Source organism: Saccharospirillum sp., from assembly GCF_039982735.1.
Classification (GTDB): Bacteria; Pseudomonadota; Gammaproteobacteria; order Pseudomonadales; family Natronospirillaceae; genus Saccharospirillum.
Map to the genome: position 1 here is coordinate 304519 of NZ_JBDWXV010000003.1, position 24204 is coordinate 328722.

Genomic DNA, 24204 nt, shown 5'->3' on the forward strand with positions numbered 1-24204 from the left:
CTGAGAGGCAGGCTACCGCATGCGGTGGCCCGTTTAAAGTGGCGCCGCAGGCGCGACCCACTCATTTCGTTGTCTTTACGCCTGTTAGCAGCCAGCCTGGAAGGGCCTGGCTGCTAACAATGTAAGGTTTCAACCGCGCTGAATCAGACTGGCACCGGTCATTTCTGCCGGAATGTCCAGCTGCATCATGGTCAGCAGCGTTGGTGCAATATCGGCCAGGCGGCCTTCTTTCAGGCTCACCCCGTCGGTCTGACTACTGACAAACACCAGGGGAACCGGGAAAATGGTGTGGCTGGTGACCGCGCCCCCGGTTTGGGGGTCGACCATCAGTTCAACATTACCGTGATCAGCGGTAATAAGGCATTCGCCGCCCACTTTGAGAGCAGCCGCCGTAACCCGCTCGAGCGCGACATCCAACGCCTCGACCGCCTTGATGGCCGCCTCCATCTTGCCGGTATGGCCTACCATATCGCCATTGGCGTAGTTACAGATCACCAGGTCGTATTTGCCCGATTCAATCGCATCTACCAGTCGGTCGGTCACCTCTGGCGCACTCATTTCAGGTTGCAAATCGTAAGTGGCCACCTTCGGCGACGGCACCAGAATCCGGTCTTCGCCCCGGTACTCATCTTCACGACCGCCGCTGAAGAAAAAGGTCACGTGCGCGTATTTTTCAGTCTCGGCGATGCGCAACTGGTTCTTGCCCTGCTGCTCCATGACCTCGCCCAGGGTATTCACCAGGTTCTCCGGTGGATAGGCCACCGGTGCATCGATGTCACCGGCGTATTCGGTCAGGGTGGTAAAGGTGGCCAGCGCCGGACGTACCGATCGGTCGAGCGTGCTGTCGAGGTTGTCGTCAGTGAACGCGCGGGTCAGTTCGCGCGCCCGGTCCGGACGAAAGTTCATGAAGATGACGGCATCGCCATCCTGCAAGGTTACCGGAGAGGTGTCATCAGCCCTGATCGAGGTGGCGGGACAAAATTCGTCGTCCTTATCCTGCTCGTAAGCCGCATGCAGCGCATCCATTGGCGTAGAAGCGACAATATCGGCGCTGCCCCGGGTCAACAGGTCGTAAGCCGCCTGGACCCGCTCCCAGCGGTTATCACGATCCATCGCGTAATACCGGCCGATCATCGAAACAATGCCACCTACGCCCAGTTTTTCCAGCTTGGCTTCCAACGCTTCAATCGAAGCCAGAGCCGAGCGAGGCGGGGTATCCCGACCATCCAGAAACGCATGCACATACACCTGCCTGGCACCGCGCTTGACGGCCAGGTCGACCATGGCGTGAAAATGGTCTTCATGGGCATGAACGCCACCGGGCGACAACAGCCCCAGTAAATGAACCGCTTTCCCTTCCTGAACCGCGCTGTCAACGGCGCTGGTCAGAGCCGGATTCTCAAAGAAATCACCGTCTTCAATGGCCTTGGTTACCCGGGTCAGTTGCTGGTACACAATGCGCCCGCTGCCCAGGTTCATGTGGCCGACTTCAGAGTTACCCATTTGCCCGTCCGGCAGGCCAACATCCATGCCCGAGGTGTGAATCAGACTGTGGGGGTAGTCATTCCACAACCGCTTCCAGGTCGGCGCGTTGGCCTTTTCAATCGCATTCGATGCGGATGTTTCGCTGTACCCGAAACCATCCAGGATCAACAGGACTGCCGGTTTAGCAGGTGCCATGATTCAACCTCCCGATTAAAATGTAGGAAAATTACAATTCGTTAAGTGTACTGGCTCACCAGGCGTCTGGCGAATATTTTGGTGAATCGGGCTGATAATCCGTTGCCATGAAAAAACCGGCCTCCTCTATAGGCATGTCCGGGCGCTGGTGTATACTGCCGCGCTCACTTTTTCATCGAACTGCAGAGCCCGAATCATGTTGGAGCAAATTTTTGAATTCGTTATCAATCACTGGATCCTGGCGTCCATCTGGGTTGCCCTGCTGGTCCTGCTGATTGTGACCGAAGGGAGCAAGGGTGGTTCGGCGGTCTCACCGCAACAGGCCACCCTGCTGATCAACACCCAGGATGCGAAAGTACTGGATGTGCGCTCGAAAGACGATTTTCGCAAGGGCCACCTGCCCAATGCCATCAACATCCCGGCCCGCGATGTGGAGCGTCGGCTTTCCGAACTTGAAGCCTATAAAGACACCCCCATCATCGTCGTATGCAAAACCGGTACGTCATCTGGCGCCAGTGGTGCCCTGTTGGCCAAAGCCGGCTTTACCCAGTTGCATAAATTACGGGGCGGCATTATGGAATGGCAAAACAGCAGCATGCCGCTGGTTAAGTCCTGAATACGGAGTCTTCTGACCATGTCCAGTGTTTCGCCTGTAACGCTCTATACCACCGCCTGGTGCCCGTTTTGCGTGCGCGCCAAGCAATTGCTGGATCACAAGGGCAGCGCCTATCACGAGATAAGCGTTGATGGTCAGCAGGAGCTGCGTCAGGAAATGATGCAACGCAGTGGCCAGCGCACCGTGCCACAGATATGGGTAGGCGAGCACCACATCGGTGGTTGCGATGAGTTGTATGCCCTGGAACGTGCGGGTCGGCTCGATGCACTGTTAGCAGAGGCCAGCCAGGGTTAGCACAGGCCAGCCAGGCCGGGTGATGCGAGGTTACCAATCCACCACCCGCGCCAATTTTCACCCCTACTATTAATGAAAAACGGATTTTTTTGGAGTCCCCATGACCGAACAACAAAAACCCCAGTTTGCCATTCAGCGCATTTACACCCGCGACGTTTCGTTTGAATCGCCCAATGCGCCTGCCATTTTTCGCGAAGAATGGAAACCTCAGATCAAACTGGACCTGAACACCCGCACGCGCACACTGGACGAAAATGTCGTCGAAGTTGTACTGATAATCACAGTTGAAGCCAAGATTGGCGAAAAAACTGCCTTTTTGACTGAAGTTCAACAAGCCGGTGTATTTACCGTCTCCGGTTTCCCGGATGAAACCCGCGACCAGATGATTGGCGCCTATTGCCCGTCTGTGCTGTTCCCGTACGCCCGCGAAGCAGTTGACACTGCCGTCACCAAAGGCAGCTTCCCGGCATTGATGCTGGCACCGGTCAATTTTGACGCGCTTTACCTGCAAAACAAGAAAGGTAAAGACGAGACCGCCGAGCAACCGGCAACCAACTGAGCACACCCGGTTAGGCAGGGTCGAATTCAACCACAGAATCCGGCTCTGCCCTCTTAAGCACTGGCGATCAACATCCGGCTCTAGTAAGGTGCCAGTCTGACATCATGGTTTATGACGGTGGGGGCATCCTGTGGATCAGGATCTGGTAGCGTCGCTGTTGGCCTCGGCTTTTGAGCAAAGCAGTACTGCTCAATGGCTTTGTGACAGTCAGGGTCTTATTCTCAAGTCCAACCAGGCCATGATCGACTGGCTGGCGACTGATTCGTCTCGCCTGACTGAAACCACCCTGTCATCCTGGTTACCCGATGTTCTGCCGGCTCACCTGAGCCAGATGAGCAACCGGACCGTGCGCTCACTCACGCTGTTTCTCCCCGACGACAAGACCACCCCGGTAAAGGCAACCTTTCAACCCATCAAAGCCGATTCAACCCGGCACTTCTGGGTTAGCCTGCTGCCTGCCACCGATACCCGGGATCCGGATTTACCCCTGCAAACCCTGTTCGACAGCAGCCAGGACAGCATTGCCTACAGCCTGCTCGACGGTACCATTCTGCTGGCCAACCCTGCCTTTCTGTCGATGCTTGACCGCAGTGTAATGGACGTTATCGGCCACAATTATCGTGAATTCACCCCGGAAAATTTTGTCAGCCTCGAGGAAAGTCGCATCCGCGAGCAATTGCTGAGCAACAACGTCAGCGAAGTGTACGACAAACGGTTTTTGCGACCGGATGGCACCCCGGTCGACATGTCCATACGGCTGGCCATGGTGCGCGACGATCAGGGCGAACCGCTCGGGGTCTGGTCGGTCAGTCGCGATGTCTCCATGCGCAACCAGCTGATCGAAAGCCTGGCCAACAGCGAGCGTCGTTTCAGATCGTTGTTTCGCACCAGCATGGACGCCATCGGCCTGTGGACACCCGATCATCAGCTGCAGTTTGCCAATAACGCCTACCTGACCATGACCGGTTACACCCAGAGTGAGCTTAGCCAACTGACTTTCCATGAAATGACGCCACCGGGCTGGGAAGACATCGACACAGAGATTGCGCAACAGGTGGAGGAACGCGGCTATTCCGATGTGTTCGAAAAAGAGCTGCTGCACCGGGATGGCACCATCATTCCCGTATCCATCAGAGCGACAGCTGTTCGCGACCGGGACGGCAGCATTTCGGGCAGCTGGGTTATTATCCGCGATATTCGCGCTTACAAGCGCGTGCTGAATGCGCTGGAACACAGCCAGAACATGCTTGAGCAAACCAACCGCATGGCGCGTGTCGGCGGCTGGGAATACAATGCCCAGACGTATCAGTTCACCCTCACAGACGAGTCGTTCCGGATACTGGCGATCCCCCGCACCTTCAACACCAGCCTGACCAACATTCAGAAATTATTCAGCGAAGAGTCGCAACAGCAATTATTCGAGCAGATCGGGCATACACTGGACGGCGGCCTTGCCTCCGACCTGGAAATCCCGCTTGATGGGTTCGAACCGCCCCGCTGGCTGCGCATTACCGCCCAGCCGGCCATCGATAGTCAGGGCGTAACCTATGTGGTCGGCGCCGTGCAGGACATTACCGAGTTTAAAAACCGCCAGCAAAGCCTGGAGCAAGACCGGGACGAGTTTCAGCGCATGGCCTTTCACGACTCCCTGACGCAATTGCCCAATCGACTGCTACTGGAAGACCGTTTCCGCCAACTGAATTTTCAGGCCAACCGGAGCAATGGCCGTGTTGCCGTAATTGTCATCGACCTCGATGACTTCAAAGACATCAACGACCGCCACGGCCACCCGGCTGGCGACGCCCTGTTGCGTGCCATAGCCAGTCGGCTCACCCAGACCGTTCGCCAGAGCGATACTGTGGCCCGGCTAGGTGGCGATGAATTCATTATTCTCGCCGCTCTGGACGACGCCGAAGAGGCGTCACTGGTCGCCAGCAAGGTCCATCAGCAACTGCAAAAACCCATCGCCTGGGACGGCACCCAGCTCCATTGCAGTTGTTCGCTGGGGGTGGCGCTCTATCCGGAACAGGGTGACGACTTCAGCACCCTATATCAGGCAGCCGACCTGGCGATGTACAAAGCCAAGACAACCGGCAAAAACCGCATGGAAGTCTCCGATCAGTAAACCCCGAGCAAGCGCCTCTCATGCCCCAGACTGGCACCGGAATGAAACGCATGTTTCAATAGTGTTTTAACCATTCCGGAACAGGCCTGTGACCGAGTCTGCATTGCTCGCCGAGCGCATCCAGCACCACTGGCACGAACTGCCCGCTGCCGAGCGTCGGGTTGCCCAGTTTGTCGCAGCCCAGGCCAGGCTGGCCGCTACCTATTCCCTGACCGAGCTCAGCCAGATTCACGCCGTCAGCAAAGCCACTGTCAGCCGGTTGTTTCGCCGCCTCGGGTACGATGATTTCAACCAGGCGCGGGAAGCCATGCGCCAGCAACCGAACCCGGGCAGCCCATTGGCCCGGCCGATCACGCAGGCCGATGACCTCTACCATCACGTGCAGCAGGAAACCAGCAACCTCACGGGCTGGCTGTCTGAAACCAGCTTGCAACACAGTACCGACATCATCGACCTGCTGTTTACCGCACGAACGCTTTACTGCCTTGGCCAGCGCAACAACTTTCCGCTGGCGCTTCACGCCCACACCCAATGGACACAGTTGCGCGCAGACACCCGCCTGATCCCCCAGCCAGGTCAGTCCCTGTCTGAACACCTGGTGCAGCTCGACCCGAAAGACGTGATTGTTGTGTTTGGCTTTCGGCGACGCTACCGGGGCTTTCAACAGCTGCTTAAAGCCCTGCTACGCAGCGATGCCCATACGGTACTGATTACCGAGCCCGATTTTCCGACCCAGGCACAGCTAACCGCCCATATTCAATTGTCGATTGAAAGCCAGGGCCCCTTTGCGAGCTATGCGGCCCCGGTCAGCTGGATCGCCCATGCCTCCAATGGGATGATGCAGCATTTCCCGGAAGCCACCCGCCAACGCATAGAGCAGATTGAGCAGCAGTATCAGGACCTGGGCGAGCTGGAGCCCTGACGGCACTTATCGGCAGTAACCTTCAGAATGCACATGAGTCGAAGCACAACACCATAGAAACGTATGTTTCATTTTAATTTAAGAGAAACAACTGTTACATTAAGTCGACAATTAATTCCGGAGCCGCGCCCCATGCCATCGCCAGCCAATTCCCGACTGTCGCCCCCACCCCGCCTGCTGATGGGCCCCGGCCCGATCAATGCCTACCCGCGGGTACTCAACGCTTTGTCCACGCAGCTGATTGGCCAGTACGACCCGGTAATGACGGGCTATATGAACGACGTAATGGCGCTGTACCGCGAGGTGTTTGAAACCGGCAACCATTGGACATTGATGGTCGACGGCACGGCACGAGCAGGCATAGAAGCGGTTATGGTTTCGGTGATCGAACCCGGCGACAAAGTACTGGTGCCCATTTTCGGCCGTTTCGGGCACCTGCTTACAGAAATTGCCGAGCGGGCTGGCGCCGAGGTACATACCCTTGAAGTACCCTGGGGGGAAGTGTTCGAACCGGAAGTGATAGATGAAGCACTGGCGCGAATCCGACCCAAACTGCTGGCTACGGTGCAGGGTGATACCTCCACCACCATGCTGCAGCCACTGGAACACCTGGGCAACCTGTGCCGGAAATACGACACCCTGTTCTATTGCGATGCGACCGCGTCAATCGGTGGTAACCCACTGAAAGTCGACGACTGGGGGCTCGATGCGGTGTCGGTAGGCCTGCAGAAATGCCTGGGCGGCCCGTCCGGTATTGCGCCCATTACCCTGAGCGACCGCTTTGTTAAAACCATAAGGCGTCGTCACCACATCGAAGCGGGCATCCGTACCGAAGACGATACCGACGCCCTGGGCCCGCGCATTCGCTCCAACTACTTCGACCTGCCGATGATTCTCGACTACTGGAGCGAGAAACGCCTCAACCACCACACCGAAGCCACCAGCATGCTGTATTGCGCACGCGAATGCGGCCAGGTGTTGCTCGAAGAAGGTCTCGACGCCAGTATTGCCCGGCACCGGGTACAGGGCGACGCCATGCTAGCCGGGCTCATCGCCATGAACCTCAAGCCTTTTGGCGACCTGCGCCATAAAATGAACAACGTCTGCGCCGTCTACATACCTGAGGGTGTCGACGGCGAGGCCGTGCGCAGCACCCTGCTGAACGATTACAACATCGAAATCGGCACCAGTTTCGGGCCGTTGAAAGGCAAAGTCTGGCGCTTGGGCACCATGGGCTACAACGCCCGTACCGATGCCGTTCTGGTCACCCTCGCCGCGCTGGAAAACACCCTGCGCCGCGCCGGACACAGCCTGACCGCTGGAGCAGCCACAGACGCTGCCTACCAGGTCTACCAAAACGCAGAACAAGGAATCACACCATGAGCACCCTGGGCGAACGCGCACTATCATGGTGCGACGAGCTGGCCGAACTGACCCAAACACCCGGCCTGATGGATCGCCGCTACCTGACCCGAGAACATCGCCTGGCCAACGACAAGGTTGCTGGCTGGATGCAGGACATAGGCCTACAAAGCTGGCAGGACGAAGCCGGCAACCAATGGGGCCGACTGCCCGCCGCCAACCCCGAAGCACCAACGGTCGTCATTGGCTCGCACCTTGACACCGTTCCCAACGGCGGTATTTACGACGGTATCCTGGGTGTTGTGCTACCGCTTCTGGTTATTGAATCCCTGAAAAAAGACGGCGTCACCCTGCCCTTCCATCTCGACCTGGTGGGTTTTGGCGATGAAGAAGGCACCCGTTTCGGCGCCACCCTGCTCGGCAGCCGAGCCATCGCCGGCACCTGGGATGCACACTGGGAAACGCTGAAAGACGCCAATGGCCAAAGCCTGCCAGAAGCCTTTGAGACCTTTGGCCTGAACTACAACGAGGTCAGCAAGGCGGCCCGCACCGCCACGCCGCCCATTGCCTTTCTGGAAATGCACATCGAACAGGGCCCGGTACTGGAATCGGAAGACTTGCCCGTCGGCATCGTCACAGCCATCGCCGGCGCCCGACGCTTTAACATCGAACTGACCGGCATGGCTGGCCACGCCGGCACGGTGCCGATGCACCTGCGCCAGGATGCGCTGGTTGCCGCGGCAGAAATCACCCTCATCGTCGAACGCGTCGCGCGCGAGCATGGTGTGGTGGCGACCGTAGGCCGCATGAGTGCACAGCCTGGAGCGGTAAACGTTATCGCCGGGCAAGCCAGCTTCAGCCTCGACATTCGCAGCGAGCAAGACAGCGAACGCGACGCCGCCCTAACCATGATCTGGGACACCGCCAAAGTCGCCTGTCACGAGCGCGGCATCCAGATGCAATGGCAGGAAACCCATGCTGCCCCAGCCGTCAGCTGCGCCGACCACCTGCAACTGGCCCTGGCCAGCGCCATCGAAGCCGAAGGCATTCGCCCCCGCTACCTGGTCAGTGGCGCCGGCCACGACGCCATGGCCATGGCTGCCCTCTGCCCCGTCGCCATGCTGTTCATGCGTTGCGAAAAAGGCATCAGCCACCACCCCGACGAAGCCGTCACCGCCGAAGACGTCGATGTCACAGGCAAGGTTCTGCGCGGTTGGATAGAGGCATTGGCCAGGGAACCGGCGCGGGTCGGCTAGTGCCATGAGCTTGAAATTCACAGCTCAATGAACTCTGGTGGCTACAAGTGTAATGGTGCCTTTCGGAGCATCAGGTACGTCTACTGGAGGAACGTCGTGAACCCATCCATGGGGACTCGAAGACCGCATCCATCCGGTCTAACGACCTCCAGTAGACGTACCTGACGCTCCTTGGAATACACGAGGTTGAATAAGCACGAATTTCAAGCTCACGGCACTAGCCTGGAATGTCGACCACCCAAAGAAAAGGGGTGCAGGGTGATGTCATGCAGCAGCGGGCAGGACGCCCGCGTCTCGGTCAGCGGCACAGGGACGTGCCTCTGAACGCGGGCGAAATGACATCGGCCTGTACCCCGAGCTCATGACACTAAGTGATATTCAACGGGAACCGAGAGCAACCACCCAAAAAACCATGGCCACCCAGTCCCATTCAATGATCTGGAGAGTAAACCCCAACGTTGGTGAAGCCGGCGTCCTGCAAATGCATGGCGTGCAGTTTGCTCATGACGCCCTTGTCGCAATACAGCAGGTATTGCTGATCCTGATCCAGCTCGGCGAATTTGCGATTCAGGCTGTAGAAGGGAATTTGCACAACGGTCGCGTCAGTGGTGGGCAGGGGTGCATCGTCGGCTTCCGTCGGGTGGCGCACATCGATGACGACCGCCCGGTTCGCGTCCGACACCGTGTTAATGCCCATAGACAGGTCGTCCTGAGAATTCCAGGTCAGGGTTTCAATGCTCTCGCGCGTTGCGTTGGCGATGGCCTCGTCGAGCACGGCCCAGTCAAAATCGGCTTCTGCCGCCTGAACATCGGCACGCTTGCAGGCTGCGTTGGGTTTGCGTGAAATGACACCGCAAAACTCCGGCATCTTTTCCGCATAGGTGGCCGTGCCAATGGCGCGGGCCTGATCGATGATGTCTGGCTTGCCGGTCACGATCAGCGGGCGCAGCACCAACAAGTCCGTTACCTCATCGATGTGACTCAGGTTCGGCAGCGTCTGGCTGGAGACCTGTGCCAGTGCTTCACCGGTTACCACGGCGGGAATGCCCAGATCGGTTGCAACGTTCTCTGCTGCACGCATCATCATGCGTTTCAGCACCACACCCATGTAGCGATCCGGCACCTGGGTCAGTATGGCCTCAACCACCGCCTCGAACGGGACCGATACAAACAATACCCGGTGCGAGCTGCCGTACTTTTTCCAAAGGTAATAGCTGACTTCTTTCACGCCATTTTCGTGCGCCGAGCCGCCCAGATTAAAAAACAAAAAGTGGCTTTTCACGCCGCGCCGGATCATCTGGTGTGCCGCTACGGTAGAATCAAACCCGCCGGACATCAGCGTCATCACCTCTTCCTGTGTACCCAGCGGATAGCCACCCAGGCCGGGGCGCTGTTGTTGCACCACAAAGAGGCGGTCGTGTTTGATTTCCAGCTTAACCACAACGTCCGGACCTTTCAGGCGAACACCTGCGGCTTCGGTGCGCTGGTTCAGACCGCCACCTACGTAGCGCTCGAGCTCAACCGAGGTAAAGTCGTGATTACCGTTACGCTTAACCCGCACGCAGAAGGTCTTACCCGCCAGTTCTCGGCCCCAAACGGACTCGGTGTCGGCCAGAATCTGGTCGAAATCACCCAGTTCAAATTGCAGCACCGAGCTGACCTGAGCGATACCGGGAATGCATTCCAGCGCCGCTGCGACCGCCTGATTGACCGCTTCGGTCGTTGTCTCAGGGGTACGTACTATGATGCTGTCCCAGTCGTTACGGACCACCACCTCCGGGCAGATACGACGCAAGACATTGCGCATGTTCTGCGCCAGGCTTTTAACCATCAGCTTGCGTACGGGCCGCGTCTTAATGGTGATTTCCGGAAACAACTTGGTTACAAACTTCATAACTGATCAAAGATCACTCAGCAGGAAAGGGCGCGGGATTATACCTGCCCGCCCGTCGTTTTTCACGCCGGGTTACAAACCGTTGCGGATAAGCGGCAGAGCCCCTCAAGCGGGAATAACCGCACCCCGCCCTGTTTTCCTGCACGATTTGACTGGAACGCACCAAATCAGTGCCCCAGCACAGTGCGGCGATCAGAATGATGCACTATATCGGTGCACATAAGGGCTTGTATACTGCCCCGGACCCGCCGGAAACCCCTATATCTTCGCCCTCAATTGGGCTGGCACAGGCCTTGCTAAACCAGTGCACACAGTTAGTGCTCAGATTCCAACGGCTTTCCAGCCTGGCCTAACAGGTGCCCTGGCATCAACCAGGTGGTTAGCCGGTGAAAACAGCAGACGATTGTGCGATGCTGCTGTCGTCACCTGAACTTGTCACACTGAATCAAAGCTCACCGGCCCAAGGGCCGTTTAACTTGGAGACGTACCATGTCAGATCATACGATGAAACTGATTGCAGAATGTGAAGCACGCTGGGTTGACCTGCGTTTCACAGACACCAAGGGTAAAGAACAGCACGTTACCATTCCTGCGTCGGAAATCGACGACACCTTCTTCACCGAAGGCAAAATGTTCGACGGTTCTTCTATTTCTGGCTGGAAGGGCATCAACGAATCCGACATGATTCTGTTGCCTGACGACTCTGCCTCCATGATCGATCCGTTCTTTGAAGACCCCACCGTCATCGTTCGCTGCGACATCGTTGAACCGTCAACCGGTGAAGGCTATAACCGTGATCCGCGTTCAGTTGCCAAGCGCGCTGAAGCTTACCTGGCCTCAACAGGTCTGGGCGACACTGCCCTGTTTGGCCCGGAACCCGAGTTCTTCGTTTTTGACGACGTAAAATGGGGTTCTGACATTTCCGGTTCTTTCTACAAAATCGATTCCGAAGAAGCGGCCTGGTCTTCCGAGCGCGTTTTCGAAGACGGTAACCTCGGTCACCGCCCGAAAGTCAAAGGCGGTTACTTCCCGGTTCCTCCGGTCGACAGCCTGCACGATCTGCGTGCCGCCATGTGCGACGCCATGGAATCCATGGGCCTGGAAATTGAAGTACACCACCACGAAGTCGGCACCGCCGGTCAGTGCGAGATCGGTGTTGGCGCCAACACCCTGACCAAGAAAGCAGACGAAGTTCAGGTATTGAAGTACTGCGTACACAACGTCGCCCATGCCTACGGCAAGACCGCTACGTTCATGCCCAAGCCACTGGTTGGCGACAACGGCAGCGGCATGCACGTTCACATGTCGTTCTCCAAAGACGGTGTGAACCAGTTTGCCGGTGACGAATACGCAGGCATGAGCGAACTGGCCCTGTTCTACATTGGCGGCATCATCAAGCACGCCCGTGCCCTGAACGCCTTCGCCAACGCTTCTACCAACTCGTACAAGCGTCTGGTTCCAGGCTTTGAAGCACCGGTCATGCTGGCTTACTCAGCCCGTAACCGCTCTGCCTCAATCCGTTTGCCATACGTCTCTTCACCGAAGGCCAAGCGTATCGAAGTGCGTTTCGGTGACCCGACAGCCAACCCGTACCTGATGTTCTCTGCCTTCCTGATGGCAGGCCTCGACGGCATCAAGAACAAGATCCACCCTGGCGATTCTGCCGACAAGGATCTGTACGACCTGCCGCCGGAAGAGCAGAACGATTACCCAACGGTGTGCAGCAGCCTGACTCAGGCTCTGGACGCGCTGGACCAGGATCGCGACTTCCTGAAAGCCGGTGGTGTATTCGATGACGACATGATCGATGCCTACATTGCGCTCAAGCGTGAAGACATCGTCACTCTGGACATGACGACTCACCCTGTTGAGTTCGACATGTACTACTCTGTCTAATAACTTGCACTCTGTGTGTCAGACTGGCTGACTCAGCCGGTCTGACACACCAGACAAGCAAGAGAGTCAAAAAAAGCCGACCCCAGGGTCGGCTTTTTCTGTTTTAGCTCAGCGGATGTTCATCCAGCCAATGCCGGGCAATGGCTTCCCGGGTGGTCACCCATACCTTCTCGTGCGCCAGCACATGATCGATAAAGCGTCGTAATGCAGCCAACCGGGCCGGCCGGCCCACCAATCGACAATGCAGCCCGATGCTCAGCATCTTCGGGGCTGTCTCGCCTTCCTCGTACAGCACATCGAATGCATCACGCAGGTGACTGAAGAACTGATCCCCGCTATTGAAACCCTGAGGCGTTGCAAAGCGCATGTCATTGGTATCCAGGGTGTAGGGCACCATCAGCAATGGGCGGCTGTAGTTCAGGTCGTAATACGGCAGGTCATCGGCATAGCTGTCGGCGCAATAAAGAATATCGTCACGCTCGGCAATCAGCTTGAGGGTATTGGGCGACGTTCGACCGAGATACCAGCCCGCTGGCGCGGAACCGGTCATGGCGCGATGAATATCCAGCGCCCGCTCCAGGTGCTCGCGCTCGACCGATTCAGGAACATGTTGATAGTGAATCCAGCGATAACCGTGGGAGGCAATTTCCCAGTCGGCTTTGAGCATGGCTTCTACGGCCTCCGGGTTGCGCTGCATGGCCATGGCCACGCCAAACACTGTCACCGGAATGTTTCGCTCGGTGAACAAACGATGCAGTCGCCAGAACCCGGCCCGGCTTCCGTATTCGTAGAGGCTTTCCATGCTCAGGTGCCTGTCTGCATACGACTCGGCCCCAACAATTTCAGACAAGAACCGTTCGGATTCGCTGTCACCATGCAAAATGCACTGCTCACCGCCTTCCTCATAATTAATCACAAACTGAACCGCTACCCGGGCATTGCCGGGCCAGTTTGCTTTCGGCGGGTGGGCACCATAACCAATCAGGTCTCTGGGGTAGGAAGGATCAAAGGTCGGGTGATTCACACACATCTCCTAGATTACTTGAGTCATACGCTAAGAACATGCAAATATTTAGGCACGAATCAGACCGCCAAACAATTTTTATATCCCAAGACTGGCACTGTGCCAGTGCCCTGAGTTAGAAATTCGCAGCGTAACTTGTCTGAGTATCAACGTTTACTTGAGTGGCAATCGGGCTATCGGGTACACCTACTGAAGGCACGCCGTGAATACCCCGAAGCGTCGGACCGCCCTGCAGGCTCGGAGACCACATCCATGTGGTCTAACGGCCTCCAGTAGACGCACCCGACAGCCCTTGGGCAACTTAGAAGTTGGGGTAAACGCGAATGTCTAACTCATGAAACTGGGAGTTTGCCCACTATGTTCAGCTCAACCGGCCTGGGAGACGCATCCCCAATGCTGATAGTCTGCGCTCCACACAGGCCACTTTCTCTGGAACCAAATCAGCCAGAACCGCTTTCCCCTGTGACAGGTGACGACTTAAATCGACTGGTTCAGGCCAACGGCAATCACTGGCGCAAAATATTCAATCTCTACGCAAAACTACTGCACGGCCTGACGCCACTGGAACCCGACTGGCAAACCTGCCGCGAACAGCGTCTACTGCAAACCGGCTCGGGTTGTGCATTGGTGTTTGAACAAAAGTGGATACCCGAGCCCGGGCAGCTTTGCGTAGTGATGGGCCAAACGTACGGGCGCTCCCTGGGCTGGCTGGCAGATGACCAGATGTTGTCCGCAGAGCACCCCTTTGCTCAACACCCGGAGCAGGCGGTGATCGTAACGCCCTACTTCGACTACCGGCAGCTTTCAAATGCACGCCTGGTATCACTTGTACAACTCATAGAAAGCGAGCATCCGCACTGGCTGACGGCGTTTTTAGAGCGCTCGCACCAATTCAGTGCATTAAAAAAGACCCCGTGACCAAAGTATCGCTGAGCAAGCTGCGGAAAACCGCCGGTTAACTGAGACTTTACCTTTCCTGACCAGTCGGTCATATTATGGCCTTGAACTTGCTATGAGTTTGGCCATAACAATCGTTACATAATGAGCAGGCCATGCTCGCAGAAGCAATAATCGACATCACAACGAAGAGCGCCCGGATTATGCAGCCGGGTTGTCTTTGCGAGGCGCTATGACCGACTTTCTATTGAATCGCCAGCCCGTGACTCTGGCTAAGACCGACCCCGATCTCACGGTCCTGGATTACCTGCGTGAGCAGGCGCACCTGACCGGCACCAAAGAAGGCTGTGCCTCCGGTGACTGTGGCGCCTGTACGGTCGTGGTAGGCGAGTTGACCGATCAGGGCATGCGCTATCGCAGCCTGAACAGCTGCATAACCTTCGTGCACAGCCTCCATGGCAAGCAGTTACTCACTGTTGAACATCTGGAACAGGCAGGTGCCCTGCACCCGGTACAGCAGGCGTTGGTGGAGCACCATGGTTCCCAGTGCGGGTTCTGTACGCCGGGCTTTGTGATGAGCCTCTTTGCGCTCTATCACAGCGATGTGGCACCCAGCCGGGAGGCGGTCTTAACGGCCCTGTCGGGTAACCTCTGCCGCTGCACCGGTTACCGACCAATTATCGATGCGGGCATGGCCTTGCTTGAACAACGTCATGGCGATGCCTTCAGCGCTCAGATCGCCGATATTGAAGCTGAATTGAGAAGTCTGGAAACGCCCGTGTTACCGGAAGAAACAAAAACTGACCATGTGGTCGGCTTCTGGCAACCCAGAACCCGTCAGGATCTGGCCAAAGCCCGGGCGCAGGCACCGGGCGCCCGATACAGTGCTGGCAGTACCGACCTGGCGCTGGAAAAGACCCAGCGTCTGGCCAACCTGAACGCTCTGATCGATCTGAGCCAGGTGGCTGAGTTGAACCACATCAGCGTTGACGACAAAGGCCTGCACATCGGCGCTGCCGTCAGCTATACCGATCTCGAACCGGCACTGCTGACAGACTACCCCGAAGCTCGCGAATGGCTCGAGCGCCTCGGGTCGCGGCCAATCCGGAACCGGGGCACCCTGGGTGGCAACCTGGGCAATGCGTCGCCGATTGGCGACACGCCACCGCTACTGATAGCCCTGGGGGCAACCGCCACCCTGAGTAACGGCCAGACCGAACGAACCCTGCCGGTCAGCGAACTGATTACCGGCTACCGCCAGACTGTTCTGGCCGACGATGAATGGATCGACACCATTCACCTTCCCCGCCGCCAGCCTGGCAGCCAGCTGCGAGCCTATAAAATATCGAAACGCTTCGAAGACGATATCTCAACCGTTTGCGTGGTGTTCTACCTTGAGACCGACTCGAAAGACACTGTCACCTGCCTGCGCGCCGGCTTCGGTGGCCTGGCGGCAACGCCCCTGGTGCTCGCCGACTGGCAAGACCAGCTAATCGGGCAGCACTGGCCAACCGTCGCCGTTGACACCATCAGCCGGACGCTCGCTGACGCCCTGGCCCCCATCGACGATGTTCGCGCCAGCGCCCGTTACCGGGTTCAGGTTACCGCCAATCTGTTCAGGCGGTTTCATCTCGAAACGACCCAGCCAGATACCCGCACCCGGGTGCACACTCATGGAGGATTAGACCATGCGTAAGCTGACTGAATCCCGTTTGCCGGAAGCCGTGTCACAGGGCCATCGCGGTGCTGCCGTCGCCCATGAAAGCGCCGCCCGCCAGGTCAGTGGCCAGGCTCGTTATGTGGACGACCTGCCAGAACCGGCCAACCTGCTGCACGCGGCCGTGGCTCTGTCTGATGTCGCTGCCGGCACGCTGGACTCTCTCGACATCACTCAGGTCGCCACAGCCCCCGGGGTCGTGGCAACGCTGACACTGGCGGATGTGCCTGGCCATACCGACATTGGCGCCGTTTACCCGGGCGACCCGGTTCTGGCCGATGGTCAGATACTGTTTCATGGTCAGCCGCTCTTTGCCGTCGCCGCCGATACCGTTGAACAGGCGCGACAGGCCACGTTACAGGCCGAGTGGAACATCACTCCGGGTGACGCCATTTTAACGGTCGATCAAGCCCGGGCTGCGGAAACCTATGTCGGCGATACCGTTCAGTTTCGCCGGGGCGATGCCTTGGCGGGTCTGGCCAGTTCCACCCACACCACCAGTGGCGAAATCCACATCGGCGGGCAAGAACATTTTTACCTGGAAGGCCAGGTAAGCCTGGTTATACCCGAAGAAGACGGCGGCATGCTGGTGTACACATCCAGCCAGCACCCGAGTGAAGTGCAAAAGCTGGTGGCCGAAGTACTGGGCATTCCGTTTAGCCGGGTGACCGTTGATGTCCGTCGCATGGGCGGAGGCTTTGGTGGCAAGGAAACCCAGGCGGCGCAATGGGCCTGCATCGCCGCACTGCTGGCCCGCAAAACCGGGCGTGCGGTCAAACTGCGCCTGCCACGCAGTCAGGACATGACCACCACTGGTAAGCGCCACCCCTTTGTAAACCGCTGGACACTCGGCTACGACGATTCGGGCCTCATTCAGGCGGCCGATATCGAGGTTAACGGCCTGTGCGGCTTCTCTCCGGATCTGTCTAACGCCATTGTCGACCGGGCCATGTTTCATGCCGACAACGGCTATTTTCTGAATGACGCCCATATCACCGGTTACCGGTGTCGCACCAACACCGCATCCAATACCGCCTTTCGGGGTTTTGGCGGCCCCCAGGGCATGATGACCATTGAAGCGGCCATGGATGGAATCGCCCGCAACCTGGGCGAAGACCCGCTGACCATTCGCAAGCGCAATCTATACGGTGACGAAGGCCGCAACGTCACGCCCTACCACATGACGGTCACCGACAACATCTTGCCGGAGCTGATAGACAGGCTCGAACACAGTGCCGATTACTGGGCGCGCCGCGAGGCCATTCGCGACTTCAACGCCCGCAGCCCCATCATCAAAAAAGGCCTGGCACTGACGCCGGTAAAATTCGGCATTTCCTTCACCGCCAAACACCTGAACCAGGCCGGCGCGCTGATTCATCTGTACACCGATGGCAGCATTTATCTGAACCACGGTGGTACAGAGATGGGCCAGGGTCTGTTCACCAAGGTAGCGCAGATTGTCGCCACCGAATTTTCGGTGCCGCTGGCCACGGTGCAATCGTCGGCTACCCGTACCGATAAAGTACCGAACACTTCGCCTACGGCGGCATCGAGCGGTACTGACCTGAATGGTGCGGCAGCCCAGAATGCGGCTCGCACCATTAAGCAGCGGCTGATCGAGTTCGCGACAGACCATTACAAAGTGCGCCCCGATCAGATCGAATTTGATAACGGCCAGGTGCAGATCGGCGAACACCGCCTGACCTTCGCCGATCTGGTGCAAACGGCTTACATGAACCGGATATCGCTGTCGGCAACCGGCTACTACCGTACCCCAAAACTCCACTGGGATGCCGCAACCGGCAAAGGCCGACCTTTCCTGTACTTCGCTTACGGTGCCTCCTGCTCGGAAGTCACCATCGATACGCTGACCGGCGAATACGCCGTCGACCGGGTCGATATCTTGCACGACGTCGGCGACAGCCTGAACCCGGCCATCGACATCGGCCAGATTGAAGGCGGCTTTATTCAGGGCATGGGCTGGCTGACCACTGAAGAGCTGAAGTGGAATGATGAAGGCCGTTTGTTGTCGAACAGCCCGGCGACCTACAAAATTCCGTCGATCGGCGATACGCCGCCGATCTTCAACGTCGATCTGTTTGACCAGCCGAACCGGGAAGACACCGTCTTCAAATCGAAGGCCGTGGGCGAACCGCCGCTGATGCTGCCGATCTCGGTCTGGTGCGCGCTGCGCGATGCCATTGCCAGCACCGCTGACTATCGCATCAACCCGGCACTTAACACCCCGGCCACGCCAGAGCAGGTTCTGTTCGCGCTGGAACAGCTGGCCGATCAGGTACGGGAGGCATCATGAGGCACCATCATCGCTGGTACGACGCCTTGCACCAGGGCCAGCACAACCGCGAGCCACTGGTACTGCTTACTGTACTGAGCACGGCCGGTTCCACGCCGCGCGACGCCGCTGCCAAAATGGTCGTCACCGCCGCTGAGCATTTCGACACCATCGGTGGTGGCCATCTTGAATTCAAAGCCATAGAACGGGCTCGCGAACTGCTCAAGGCGGGTAAAAACACGACCGAAGTCGAAAGCATCAGCCTCGGCGCCAGCCTGGGCCAATGTTGTGGCGGTGCCACCCAATTGTTGTATGAGGTGCTGGTCCCCGTCGGTCAGCCGCTACTGGTGTTCGGCGCCGGCCATGTTGCCCAGCACCTGATGCCGATTCTGGCACCGCTCGATCTCAACCTGCACTGGGTCGACCCGCGACCGGACTGGCTGGCACAAAACTCCGACGCCCGCATCCAGCGCGAGGCACTGGAACACCCGGCAGACGCCATTGCCGATGCTCCTCAAAACGCCTGGGTACTGATCATCACCCACAATCACCAACTGGACTTCGAGCTGGTGCAGGCCGCCCTGCAACGGCCAGACTTTGGCTACATCGGGTTGATCGGTTCCGACACCAAAGCCCGTCGTTTTCAACAGCGCCTGGCGCACCGGGGCTGGAGCGACAGTGATATCAAACGAGTCATCTGTCCTGTGGGTCTGAGTGCGGTACCTGGCAAGCAACCGGCTGAAGTGGCTGTTTCCATCGCAGCGCAACTGCTGAATCGCTTGCACGCAGAGCGCCCGGCAGACTCTGGCAAGAAAACCACCGGACTGAACTGGAAGACCGGTCAGGCACTGGGTAGCCCGGGCCAGAGCGCAAACACAGACCCGGCCATCGAGACAGCCAAAAAGGGACAGGACGCATGACATTGGATGACCTGAACAACGCCAGCAGCCAGGAACGAGCCGACTTCTTCCACAGCCAATGCGCTGCCCGGCGCTGGGTGGAACGGATGACACAGAGTGCCCCGTTTGCCAGCAAAGAGGCCGTTCTGAGCGCCGCCAGAGACCACTGGGCTACCATGAACGAGCGCGACTGGCGGGAAGCCTTCGACGGTCACCCGATGATCGGCAATATGGATACCTTGCGTGCCAAATACCAAAGCAGCCGCGGCCATTCCAGCCAGGAACAGTCGGGCGTTGACGGCGCCAGCGACGAGACCTTGCAGGCGCTCGCCGACGAAAACCAGGCTTACCTGAACCGGCACGGTTTCATTTTTATTGTCTTTGCCAGCGGCAAAAGTGCCGATCAGATGCTCGATCAGCTGCGCGCCCGCATCAATAACTCGACCGAACAGGAACTGAAACTGGCCGCCGCCCAACAACTGAAAATCACCTTGCTCAGGCTGGATACCCAGCTTACTGACGCCTAACAACAAGGAGCACCACATGAGTCATACCCTCTCGACCCATGTACTGGATACAACACTCGGGCAACCCGCACAGGGGCTGAAGCTGACACTGAAAGACGACCAGGGCCAGATCATTGCCGAAGGCCTCACCAACGAGGACGGCCGCTTCAAAGACTGGCCAGTTGAGGGCTTTGCAAGCGGTGTCTACGAGCTGACCTTTCACACCGGCGACTACCTGATTCGCCAGCACGGCCAGGCCTTTTACCCCAAAGCCAGCATCTGTTTCGAACTGGCCGGGGCCGATGCGCATTTTCACGTGCCTTTACTGGTCAGCCCCTTCAGCTACTCAACCTATCGCGGGAGTTAATCGATGGATGTCTTTTTTGCCGACTGGGTCAGCCTGCTGTTGCGCTGGTTTCACGTCATCGCCGGCATCGCCTGGATCGGTGCGTCGTTCTATTTCATCTGGCTCGACAACCACCTGACCGACCCACCCCAGTGGAAAAAAGACAAGGGCATCGGCGGCGACCTCTGGGCCATACATGGCGGCGGCTTCTACGAAGTCGCCAAGTACAAGGTCGGGCCCACGGAAATGCCCAAAGAACTGCACTGGTTTAAATGGGAAGCCTATACCACCTGGATCACCGGTATGTTGCTGCTGACCTGGGTGTATTATTTCGGCGCCCAGGCCTACCTGATCGACCCCGGTGTCCGCGAACTCAGCACCGGCGCGGCGGTTGGCCTGGGCCTGCTGTACACCGCAATAGGCTGGCTGATCTATGAAGGCCTGTGCCGTACTCCCCTGGTGGAACACAAGGCCTTTGGCGCCGTGTTGTTCATCCTCGGTACTGGCATGGCCTGGCTGATGACCGAGACCTTCTCAGGCCGCGGCGCCTACATTCACATGGGTGCGTTAATCGGCACCATCATGGCCGCCAATGTCTTTGTTAAAATCATTCCCGGTCAGAAGAAAATGGTCGCCGCTGTCGCCCGGGGCGAACAGCCCGACAGCAAACCCGGTCTGGTCGGCAAGCAACGCAGCGTTCACAACAACTACCTGACGCTGCCGGTTATCTTCATCATGACCAGCAACCACTATCCGATGACCTATCAGCACAGCCTGAACTGGCTGATTCTGATGGCGCTGATTCTGATTACTGTGGTCGTGCGTCACTACTTCAACCTGGCCCATCGGGGCGTGCGCAAACCCCTGATCCTGGTCGTCGCCGGACTGGCCTTTGTAGCGGTGGCGGGCGCCCTCTCATGGCCGGGCACACCCCAGCCGTCCGTCACTGGCAGTGGCGATGCCGCGACTCCGGTGCTCAGCGACGAAGAAGGCCTGGCACTGGTCATGGATAAATGCGCCACCTGCCACAGCCAGGAACCATCAGACAGTATGTTTCCGACCGCGCCCGCAGGCGTGGTGTTCAGCAACCTCGATGACGTCGAACGCTGGGCCAGCCGCATCCATGCCCGTACCGTGGTTACGAAGGACATGCCGTTCATGAACCGCACGGAAATAACAGATGAACAACGTCAGGCGCTGGGCGACTGGTTAAATAGCCGGTTTTAAGTCAGAATCGGGGGGTTACAGGATTTGCATTGCCAGTTAAGGCAATGCAGGCCAACATTCACTGGCAACCCCAAGGTTTTGCTCACGCATCGCATGAACCCACAAGATCCATGGCTGGAACGCATTAAGGCGGTAACCCTACCGGCCTTGTTGCCACAAACCTCCTTACCCGGACCTTCCGCCCCCCTGATGGACTGGATCAAGGTGGTGAGCGAGGATCCGTTGCTGGCGATGCTGATTTTTCGCTACGCCAATCGAATGATGTCGAACCGGCAGGTGCTGGTGCGCACGCTGGAACACGCCGTCGCCCTGATTGGCTCTCAGCGTCTGATAAAACTGACCGAAAGCATCCCCCGGCTAGACCCCGCCAGCACGGCTTTTTCTGGTTTGCAAAGCACCGTGGGCGACAGCCTGGTTGCCGCCAGCCTGATGCGGCAATGGTTCGAAATGCGGCAAATTCCCTGGACCGAAGCCGACTACTGGATGACCTTGTTCTACGACGTCGGCCTCTGGGCACTCTGGCTGCTCGAACCGCAGATGATGGACGGGTTTGAATTCCGGGCCGAACGCGGCGAAAACCGCAACAAACTGATCGAAGGTATGATTGGCATGTCCGTGCGCGACTGGAACGATGAGTTATGTCGCCATTTCCAGCTGCCCGCGATACCGGAAACCAACACCAACGAAGAAAATGAACACATCGAAAACCGCATACAGCCGCACAAACTGTCAGCATTGAAGTTCTTTCTGCCGTTCAGCCATGAGCTGGCCTACCAGGTTCGCCAGAACTGGGAATCCGAACAACTCGATACCCTGTTTCGTACCGGCGAAATTGCCCTGGGCCTGACTGAATTCCGGCCCATGCTGAAAACCTGGATCACCTCAGCCGCCCGCGAGTATCAGTTGCCTCAGGCCGCCACAGCGGCAAGGCGACTGCTGGCGCATCAGCCGCCGGTGAGCACGCAGGGGGCCGCCCAGCGGGAAGGCTTCAGCGAGGCCGACCGGGCCTGGGCTGAAGAAATCAGCAAGACCTATGCGACGCCGCATACCCATAATGAATCCCCTGCAAAGCCTTCATCCAAGCCAGTCGCTGCTAAGCAACCGGCAAAAAAAACCCGCACGGAATCGGAAAGTAACGCGCCGGACGACACCACCTATAGGCACAGCGTCAACCTGAACAGCCTGCGCGAAGTGCGCCGTCAGTTTCGCAATCAGAAAACCTGGCATTCCCCGGTCGAGATACAGGAAAGTGCCCTGTTTTGCCTGCAACAAAGCCTTGGCTTGCACCGAATAGTCGTCATGGAGCACACAAAAGGGCAATGGCAGGCCTTTGACCACGAAGGCTGCGATCATTACCTGCTGCTCAAGCACCTTAAACTGCCGATTACCGGCAGCAGCGCTCTGCAGGAGTTCAGCCGCCGGGTCACCGCCGCCTGGTTGCGCAAAGACAACCGCACCAGAGCTCGAAAGCAACTGCCGGACGCCCTGTTCAAAGCCGCAGACGACCAGGACTTTTTCCTACGTTCGTTCAGCATAGGCCGCGAGGTTACGATGATGATCTACGCCGATGCCAAAGGTGATCCCGAACCCCTGGGCGAGTCCGATTACCGCCTGTTTCGCGAATTCTGTGCCGACTGGAACACCGCCCTGAACCGGATACGTCAATGACCTTAAGCTTGAAAGACCGCCTGTTTGTAGCCAGCCAGTACCTGGCACCCCACCACGCTCTTTCGCGCCTGGTCGGAGCCTTGGCCGAATCGGAATGGGGCCCGTTGAAGCGGCGTTTTATCAGCACCTTTGCCAAACACTACCAGGTGAACATGGAGGAAGCCGAGCGCCCCAGCCTGGTCGACTACCGCAACTTCAACGACTTTTTCACGCGCGCACTAACAGCAGAAGCGCGCACCTTTCCGGCCGACACCCGCGCCCTCTGTTCACCGGTGGACGGCAGTGTCAGCCAGGCGGGCGCCATCACCGACGGCCGCATCATCCAGGCCAAACAGCAGAGTTTTACCGTCACTGAATTGCTCGGCGGCGATGCCGAACAGGCTCGTCGCTACAAAGACGGCGAATTCGCCACCCTCTACCTGTCTCCAAAAGACTATCACCGCATCCACATGCCCTGCGACGGCACACTGGTGCGCACAACATTCGTTCCGGGCCGCCTGTTCAGTGTCAACGGCACCACGGCCGAGGCCGTTCCGCGCCTCTTTGCCCGTAACGAGCGCCTGGTCTGCGAATTCGACACCGAACGCGGCCGCATGGTGATGGTACTGGTCGGCGCCATGATCGTGGCCAGCATCGAAACCACCTGGGGGGGCGTTGTCGCCCCGATGCGACGCCAGATCCAGCATTTGAACTACAACCATCCGCAGCTCACCTTCAAGCGGGGTGAAGAAATGGGCCGCTTCCGGCTCGGCAGTACGGTTGTTATGTTGTTTGAGCCCAACGCCATTACCTGGGCAGATTCAATTGCTCCGGGAGAGCCGATACAGCTTGGTCAGTTACTGGAGAGCGCGGTAACGTGAAAATTCAGTGTTGGCGACGTGCCAAGTGTCAGCTGCCGGGTTGGCCTATCCGGGGTAGTCTGAGGCATGGATGCCGAAGCCTAGGCCCCATGGATGGGTTCACGCCGACCCCGGATAGGCCTACCCGGTAGCTGGCACGAATTCTGGCAACAACCCAAACAAC

General features: G+C 58.1%; 20 protein-coding genes. 17 read left to right on the top strand and 3 right to left on the bottom strand.

Annotated features, from left to right (window positions below):
• Positions 1-129 precede the first annotated feature (129 nt).
• Positions 130-1680: a 2,3-bisphosphoglycerate-independent phosphoglycerate mutase gene (gpmI, locus tag ABJT94_RS02755; protein ID WP_348477544.1), complete on the bottom strand. Its 1551-nt coding sequence runs from the start codon at positions 1678-1680 to the stop codon at positions 130-132.
• Positions 1681-1876: 196 nt separating this feature from the next.
• Between gpmI and ABJT94_RS02760 the strand changes: the two genes are divergently transcribed.
• From ABJT94_RS02760 to ABJT94_RS02790, 7 genes are all read left to right on the top strand, one after another.
• The gene (locus tag ABJT94_RS02760; protein ID WP_127556120.1) at positions 1877-2296 is read left to right on the top strand and encodes a rhodanese-like domain-containing protein; all 420 of its coding nucleotides are present in this window, start codon (positions 1877-1879) and stop codon (positions 2294-2296) included.
• An 18-nt stretch (positions 2297-2314) separates the two neighbouring features.
• Positions 2315-2590: a glutaredoxin 3 gene (gene grxC, locus ABJT94_RS02765; RefSeq protein WP_348477546.1), complete on the top strand. Its 276-nt coding sequence runs from the start codon at positions 2315-2317 to the stop codon at positions 2588-2590.
• Positions 2591-2690: 100 nt separating this feature from the next.
• On the top strand, positions 2691-3149 hold the full coding sequence (gene secB / locus ABJT94_RS02770) for a protein-export chaperone SecB (RefSeq protein WP_213677154.1): 459 nt from the start codon (positions 2691-2693) through the stop codon (positions 3147-3149).
• A 130-nt stretch (positions 3150-3279) separates the two neighbouring features.
• Positions 3280-5274: a diguanylate cyclase gene (locus ABJT94_RS02775; RefSeq protein WP_348477547.1), complete on the top strand. Its 1995-nt coding sequence runs from the start codon at positions 3280-3282 to the stop codon at positions 5272-5274.
• A gap of 88 nt (positions 5275-5362) precedes the next feature.
• Entirely contained in the window at positions 5363-6196 is an 834-nt protein-coding gene (locus ABJT94_RS02780) for a MurR/RpiR family transcriptional regulator (RefSeq protein WP_348477548.1), read from the top strand.
• 132 nt (positions 6197-6328) lie between these two features.
• Positions 6329-7579 carry an alanine--glyoxylate aminotransferase family protein gene (locus ABJT94_RS02785; RefSeq protein WP_348477550.1) on the top strand — a complete coding sequence of 417 codons (1251 nt, stop codon included), beginning with the start codon at positions 6329-6331 and terminating at the stop codon, positions 7577-7579.
• Positions 7576-8814, top strand: coding sequence for an allantoate amidohydrolase (locus ABJT94_RS02790; protein ID WP_348477551.1), 1239 nt, complete (start codon positions 7576-7578; stop codon positions 8812-8814). Before ABJT94_RS02785 ends, ABJT94_RS02790 begins: the two co-directional genes overlap by 4 nt.
• A gap of 430 nt (positions 8815-9244) precedes the next feature.
• Here the strand turns inward: ABJT94_RS02790 and thiI are convergent, their stop codons facing one another.
• Positions 9245-10708, bottom strand: a complete 1464-nt coding sequence (thiI, locus tag ABJT94_RS02795) for a tRNA uracil 4-sulfurtransferase ThiI (RefSeq protein ID WP_348477553.1) — start codon at positions 10706-10708, stop codon at positions 9245-9247.
• Positions 10709-11197: 489 nt separating this feature from the next.
• Here thiI and glnA point away from each other — a divergent pair, with 489 nt between their 5' ends.
• A complete protein-coding gene (gene glnA, locus ABJT94_RS02800) occupies positions 11198-12604 on the top strand; it encodes a glutamate--ammonia ligase (RefSeq protein WP_127556128.1) in 1407 nt (468 codons plus the stop codon).
• A 103-nt stretch (positions 12605-12707) separates the two neighbouring features.
• Here glnA and puuE read toward each other — a convergent pair whose 3' ends face one another.
• Positions 12708-13628, bottom strand: coding sequence for an allantoinase PuuE (gene puuE, locus ABJT94_RS02805; RefSeq protein WP_348477554.1), 921 nt, complete (start codon positions 13626-13628; stop codon positions 12708-12710).
• Between the two features lie 462 nt (positions 13629-14090).
• On the opposite strand from puuE, the gene ABJT94_RS02810 reads away from it, so the two are divergent.
• The 9 genes from ABJT94_RS02810 (at position 14091) to asd (ending at position 24041) form a co-directional block, all read left to right on the top strand.
• Positions 14091-14546 carry a hypothetical protein gene (locus tag ABJT94_RS02810; protein WP_348477555.1) on the top strand — a complete coding sequence of 152 codons (456 nt, stop codon included), beginning with the start codon at positions 14091-14093 and terminating at the stop codon, positions 14544-14546.
• A gap of 211 nt (positions 14547-14757) precedes the next feature.
• Positions 14758-16221 (top strand): xanthine dehydrogenase small subunit, encoded by a 1464-nt coding sequence (gene xdhA / locus ABJT94_RS02815; RefSeq protein WP_348477556.1) that lies wholly within the window; start codon positions 14758-14760, stop codon positions 16219-16221.
• Positions 16214-18556 (top strand): xanthine dehydrogenase molybdopterin binding subunit, encoded by a 2343-nt coding sequence (gene xdhB / locus ABJT94_RS02820; protein ID WP_348477557.1) that lies wholly within the window; start codon positions 16214-16216, stop codon positions 18554-18556. The genes xdhA and xdhB overlap by 8 nt, the downstream gene beginning before the upstream one ends.
• Positions 18553-19455, top strand: coding sequence for a xanthine dehydrogenase accessory protein XdhC (gene xdhC / locus ABJT94_RS02825; RefSeq protein ID WP_348477558.1), 903 nt, complete (start codon positions 18553-18555; stop codon positions 19453-19455). Before xdhB ends, xdhC begins: the two co-directional genes overlap by 4 nt.
• Positions 19452-19961, top strand: coding sequence for a 2-oxo-4-hydroxy-4-carboxy-5-ureidoimidazoline decarboxylase (gene uraD, locus ABJT94_RS02830; RefSeq protein ID WP_348477559.1), 510 nt, complete (start codon positions 19452-19454; stop codon positions 19959-19961). Before xdhC ends, uraD begins: the two co-directional genes overlap by 4 nt.
• 16 nt (positions 19962-19977) lie before the next feature.
• On the top strand, positions 19978-20307 hold the full coding sequence (gene uraH, locus ABJT94_RS02835; RefSeq protein WP_348477560.1) for a hydroxyisourate hydrolase: 330 nt from the start codon (positions 19978-19980) through the stop codon (positions 20305-20307).
• Positions 20308-20310: 3 nt separating this feature from the next.
• Complete coding sequence (locus ABJT94_RS02840) at positions 20311-21513, top strand: urate hydroxylase PuuD (protein WP_348477561.1); 1203 nt, start codon at positions 20311-20313, stop codon at positions 21511-21513.
• Between the two features lie 93 nt (positions 21514-21606).
• Complete coding sequence (locus ABJT94_RS02845) at positions 21607-23181, top strand: HDOD domain-containing protein (protein WP_348477563.1); 1575 nt, start codon at positions 21607-21609, stop codon at positions 23179-23181.
• Complete coding sequence (gene asd / locus ABJT94_RS02850) at positions 23178-24041, top strand: archaetidylserine decarboxylase (protein ID WP_348477564.1); 864 nt, start codon at positions 23178-23180, stop codon at positions 24039-24041. The genes ABJT94_RS02845 and asd overlap by 4 nt, the downstream gene beginning before the upstream one ends.
• Positions 24042-24204 lie beyond the last annotated feature (163 nt).

Excerpts from the sequence above, each read along its gene's own strand:
- gpmI (WP_348477544.1), bottom strand. The coding sequence starts at position 1,680 with ATGGCACCTGCTAAACCGGCAGTCCTGTTGATCCTGGATGGTTTCGGG.
- ABJT94_RS02760 (WP_127556120.1), top strand. The coding sequence starts at position 1,877 with ATGTTGGAGCAAATTTTTGAATTCGTTATCAATCACTGGATCCTGGCG.
- grxC (WP_348477546.1), top strand. The coding sequence starts at position 2,315 with ATGTCCAGTGTTTCGCCTGTAACGCTCTATACCACCGCCTGGTGCCCG.
- secB (WP_213677154.1), top strand. The coding sequence starts at position 2,691 with ATGACCGAACAACAAAAACCCCAGTTTGCCATTCAGCGCATTTACACC.
- ABJT94_RS02785 (WP_348477550.1), top strand. The coding sequence starts at position 6,329 with ATGCCATCGCCAGCCAATTCCCGACTGTCGCCCCCACCCCGCCTGCTG.
- ABJT94_RS02790 (WP_348477551.1), top strand. The coding sequence starts at position 7,576 with ATGAGCACCCTGGGCGAACGCGCACTATCATGGTGCGACGAGCTGGCC.
- thiI (WP_348477553.1), bottom strand. The coding sequence starts at position 10,708 with ATGAAGTTTGTAACCAAGTTGTTTCCGGAAATCACCATTAAGACGCGG.
- glnA (WP_127556128.1), top strand. The coding sequence starts at position 11,198 with ATGTCAGATCATACGATGAAACTGATTGCAGAATGTGAAGCACGCTGG.
- xdhA (WP_348477556.1), top strand. The coding sequence starts at position 14,758 with ATGACCGACTTTCTATTGAATCGCCAGCCCGTGACTCTGGCTAAGACC.
- xdhB (WP_348477557.1), top strand. The coding sequence starts at position 16,214 with ATGCGTAAGCTGACTGAATCCCGTTTGCCGGAAGCCGTGTCACAGGGC.
- xdhC (WP_348477558.1), top strand. The coding sequence starts at position 18,553 with ATGAGGCACCATCATCGCTGGTACGACGCCTTGCACCAGGGCCAGCAC.
- uraD (WP_348477559.1), top strand. The coding sequence starts at position 19,452 with ATGACATTGGATGACCTGAACAACGCCAGCAGCCAGGAACGAGCCGAC.
- uraH (WP_348477560.1), top strand. The coding sequence starts at position 19,978 with ATGAGTCATACCCTCTCGACCCATGTACTGGATACAACACTCGGGCAA.
- ABJT94_RS02840 (WP_348477561.1), top strand. The coding sequence starts at position 20,311 with ATGGATGTCTTTTTTGCCGACTGGGTCAGCCTGCTGTTGCGCTGGTTT.
- ABJT94_RS02845 (WP_348477563.1), top strand. The coding sequence starts at position 21,607 with ATGAACCCACAAGATCCATGGCTGGAACGCATTAAGGCGGTAACCCTA.
- asd (WP_348477564.1), top strand. The coding sequence starts at position 23,178 with ATGACCTTAAGCTTGAAAGACCGCCTGTTTGTAGCCAGCCAGTACCTG.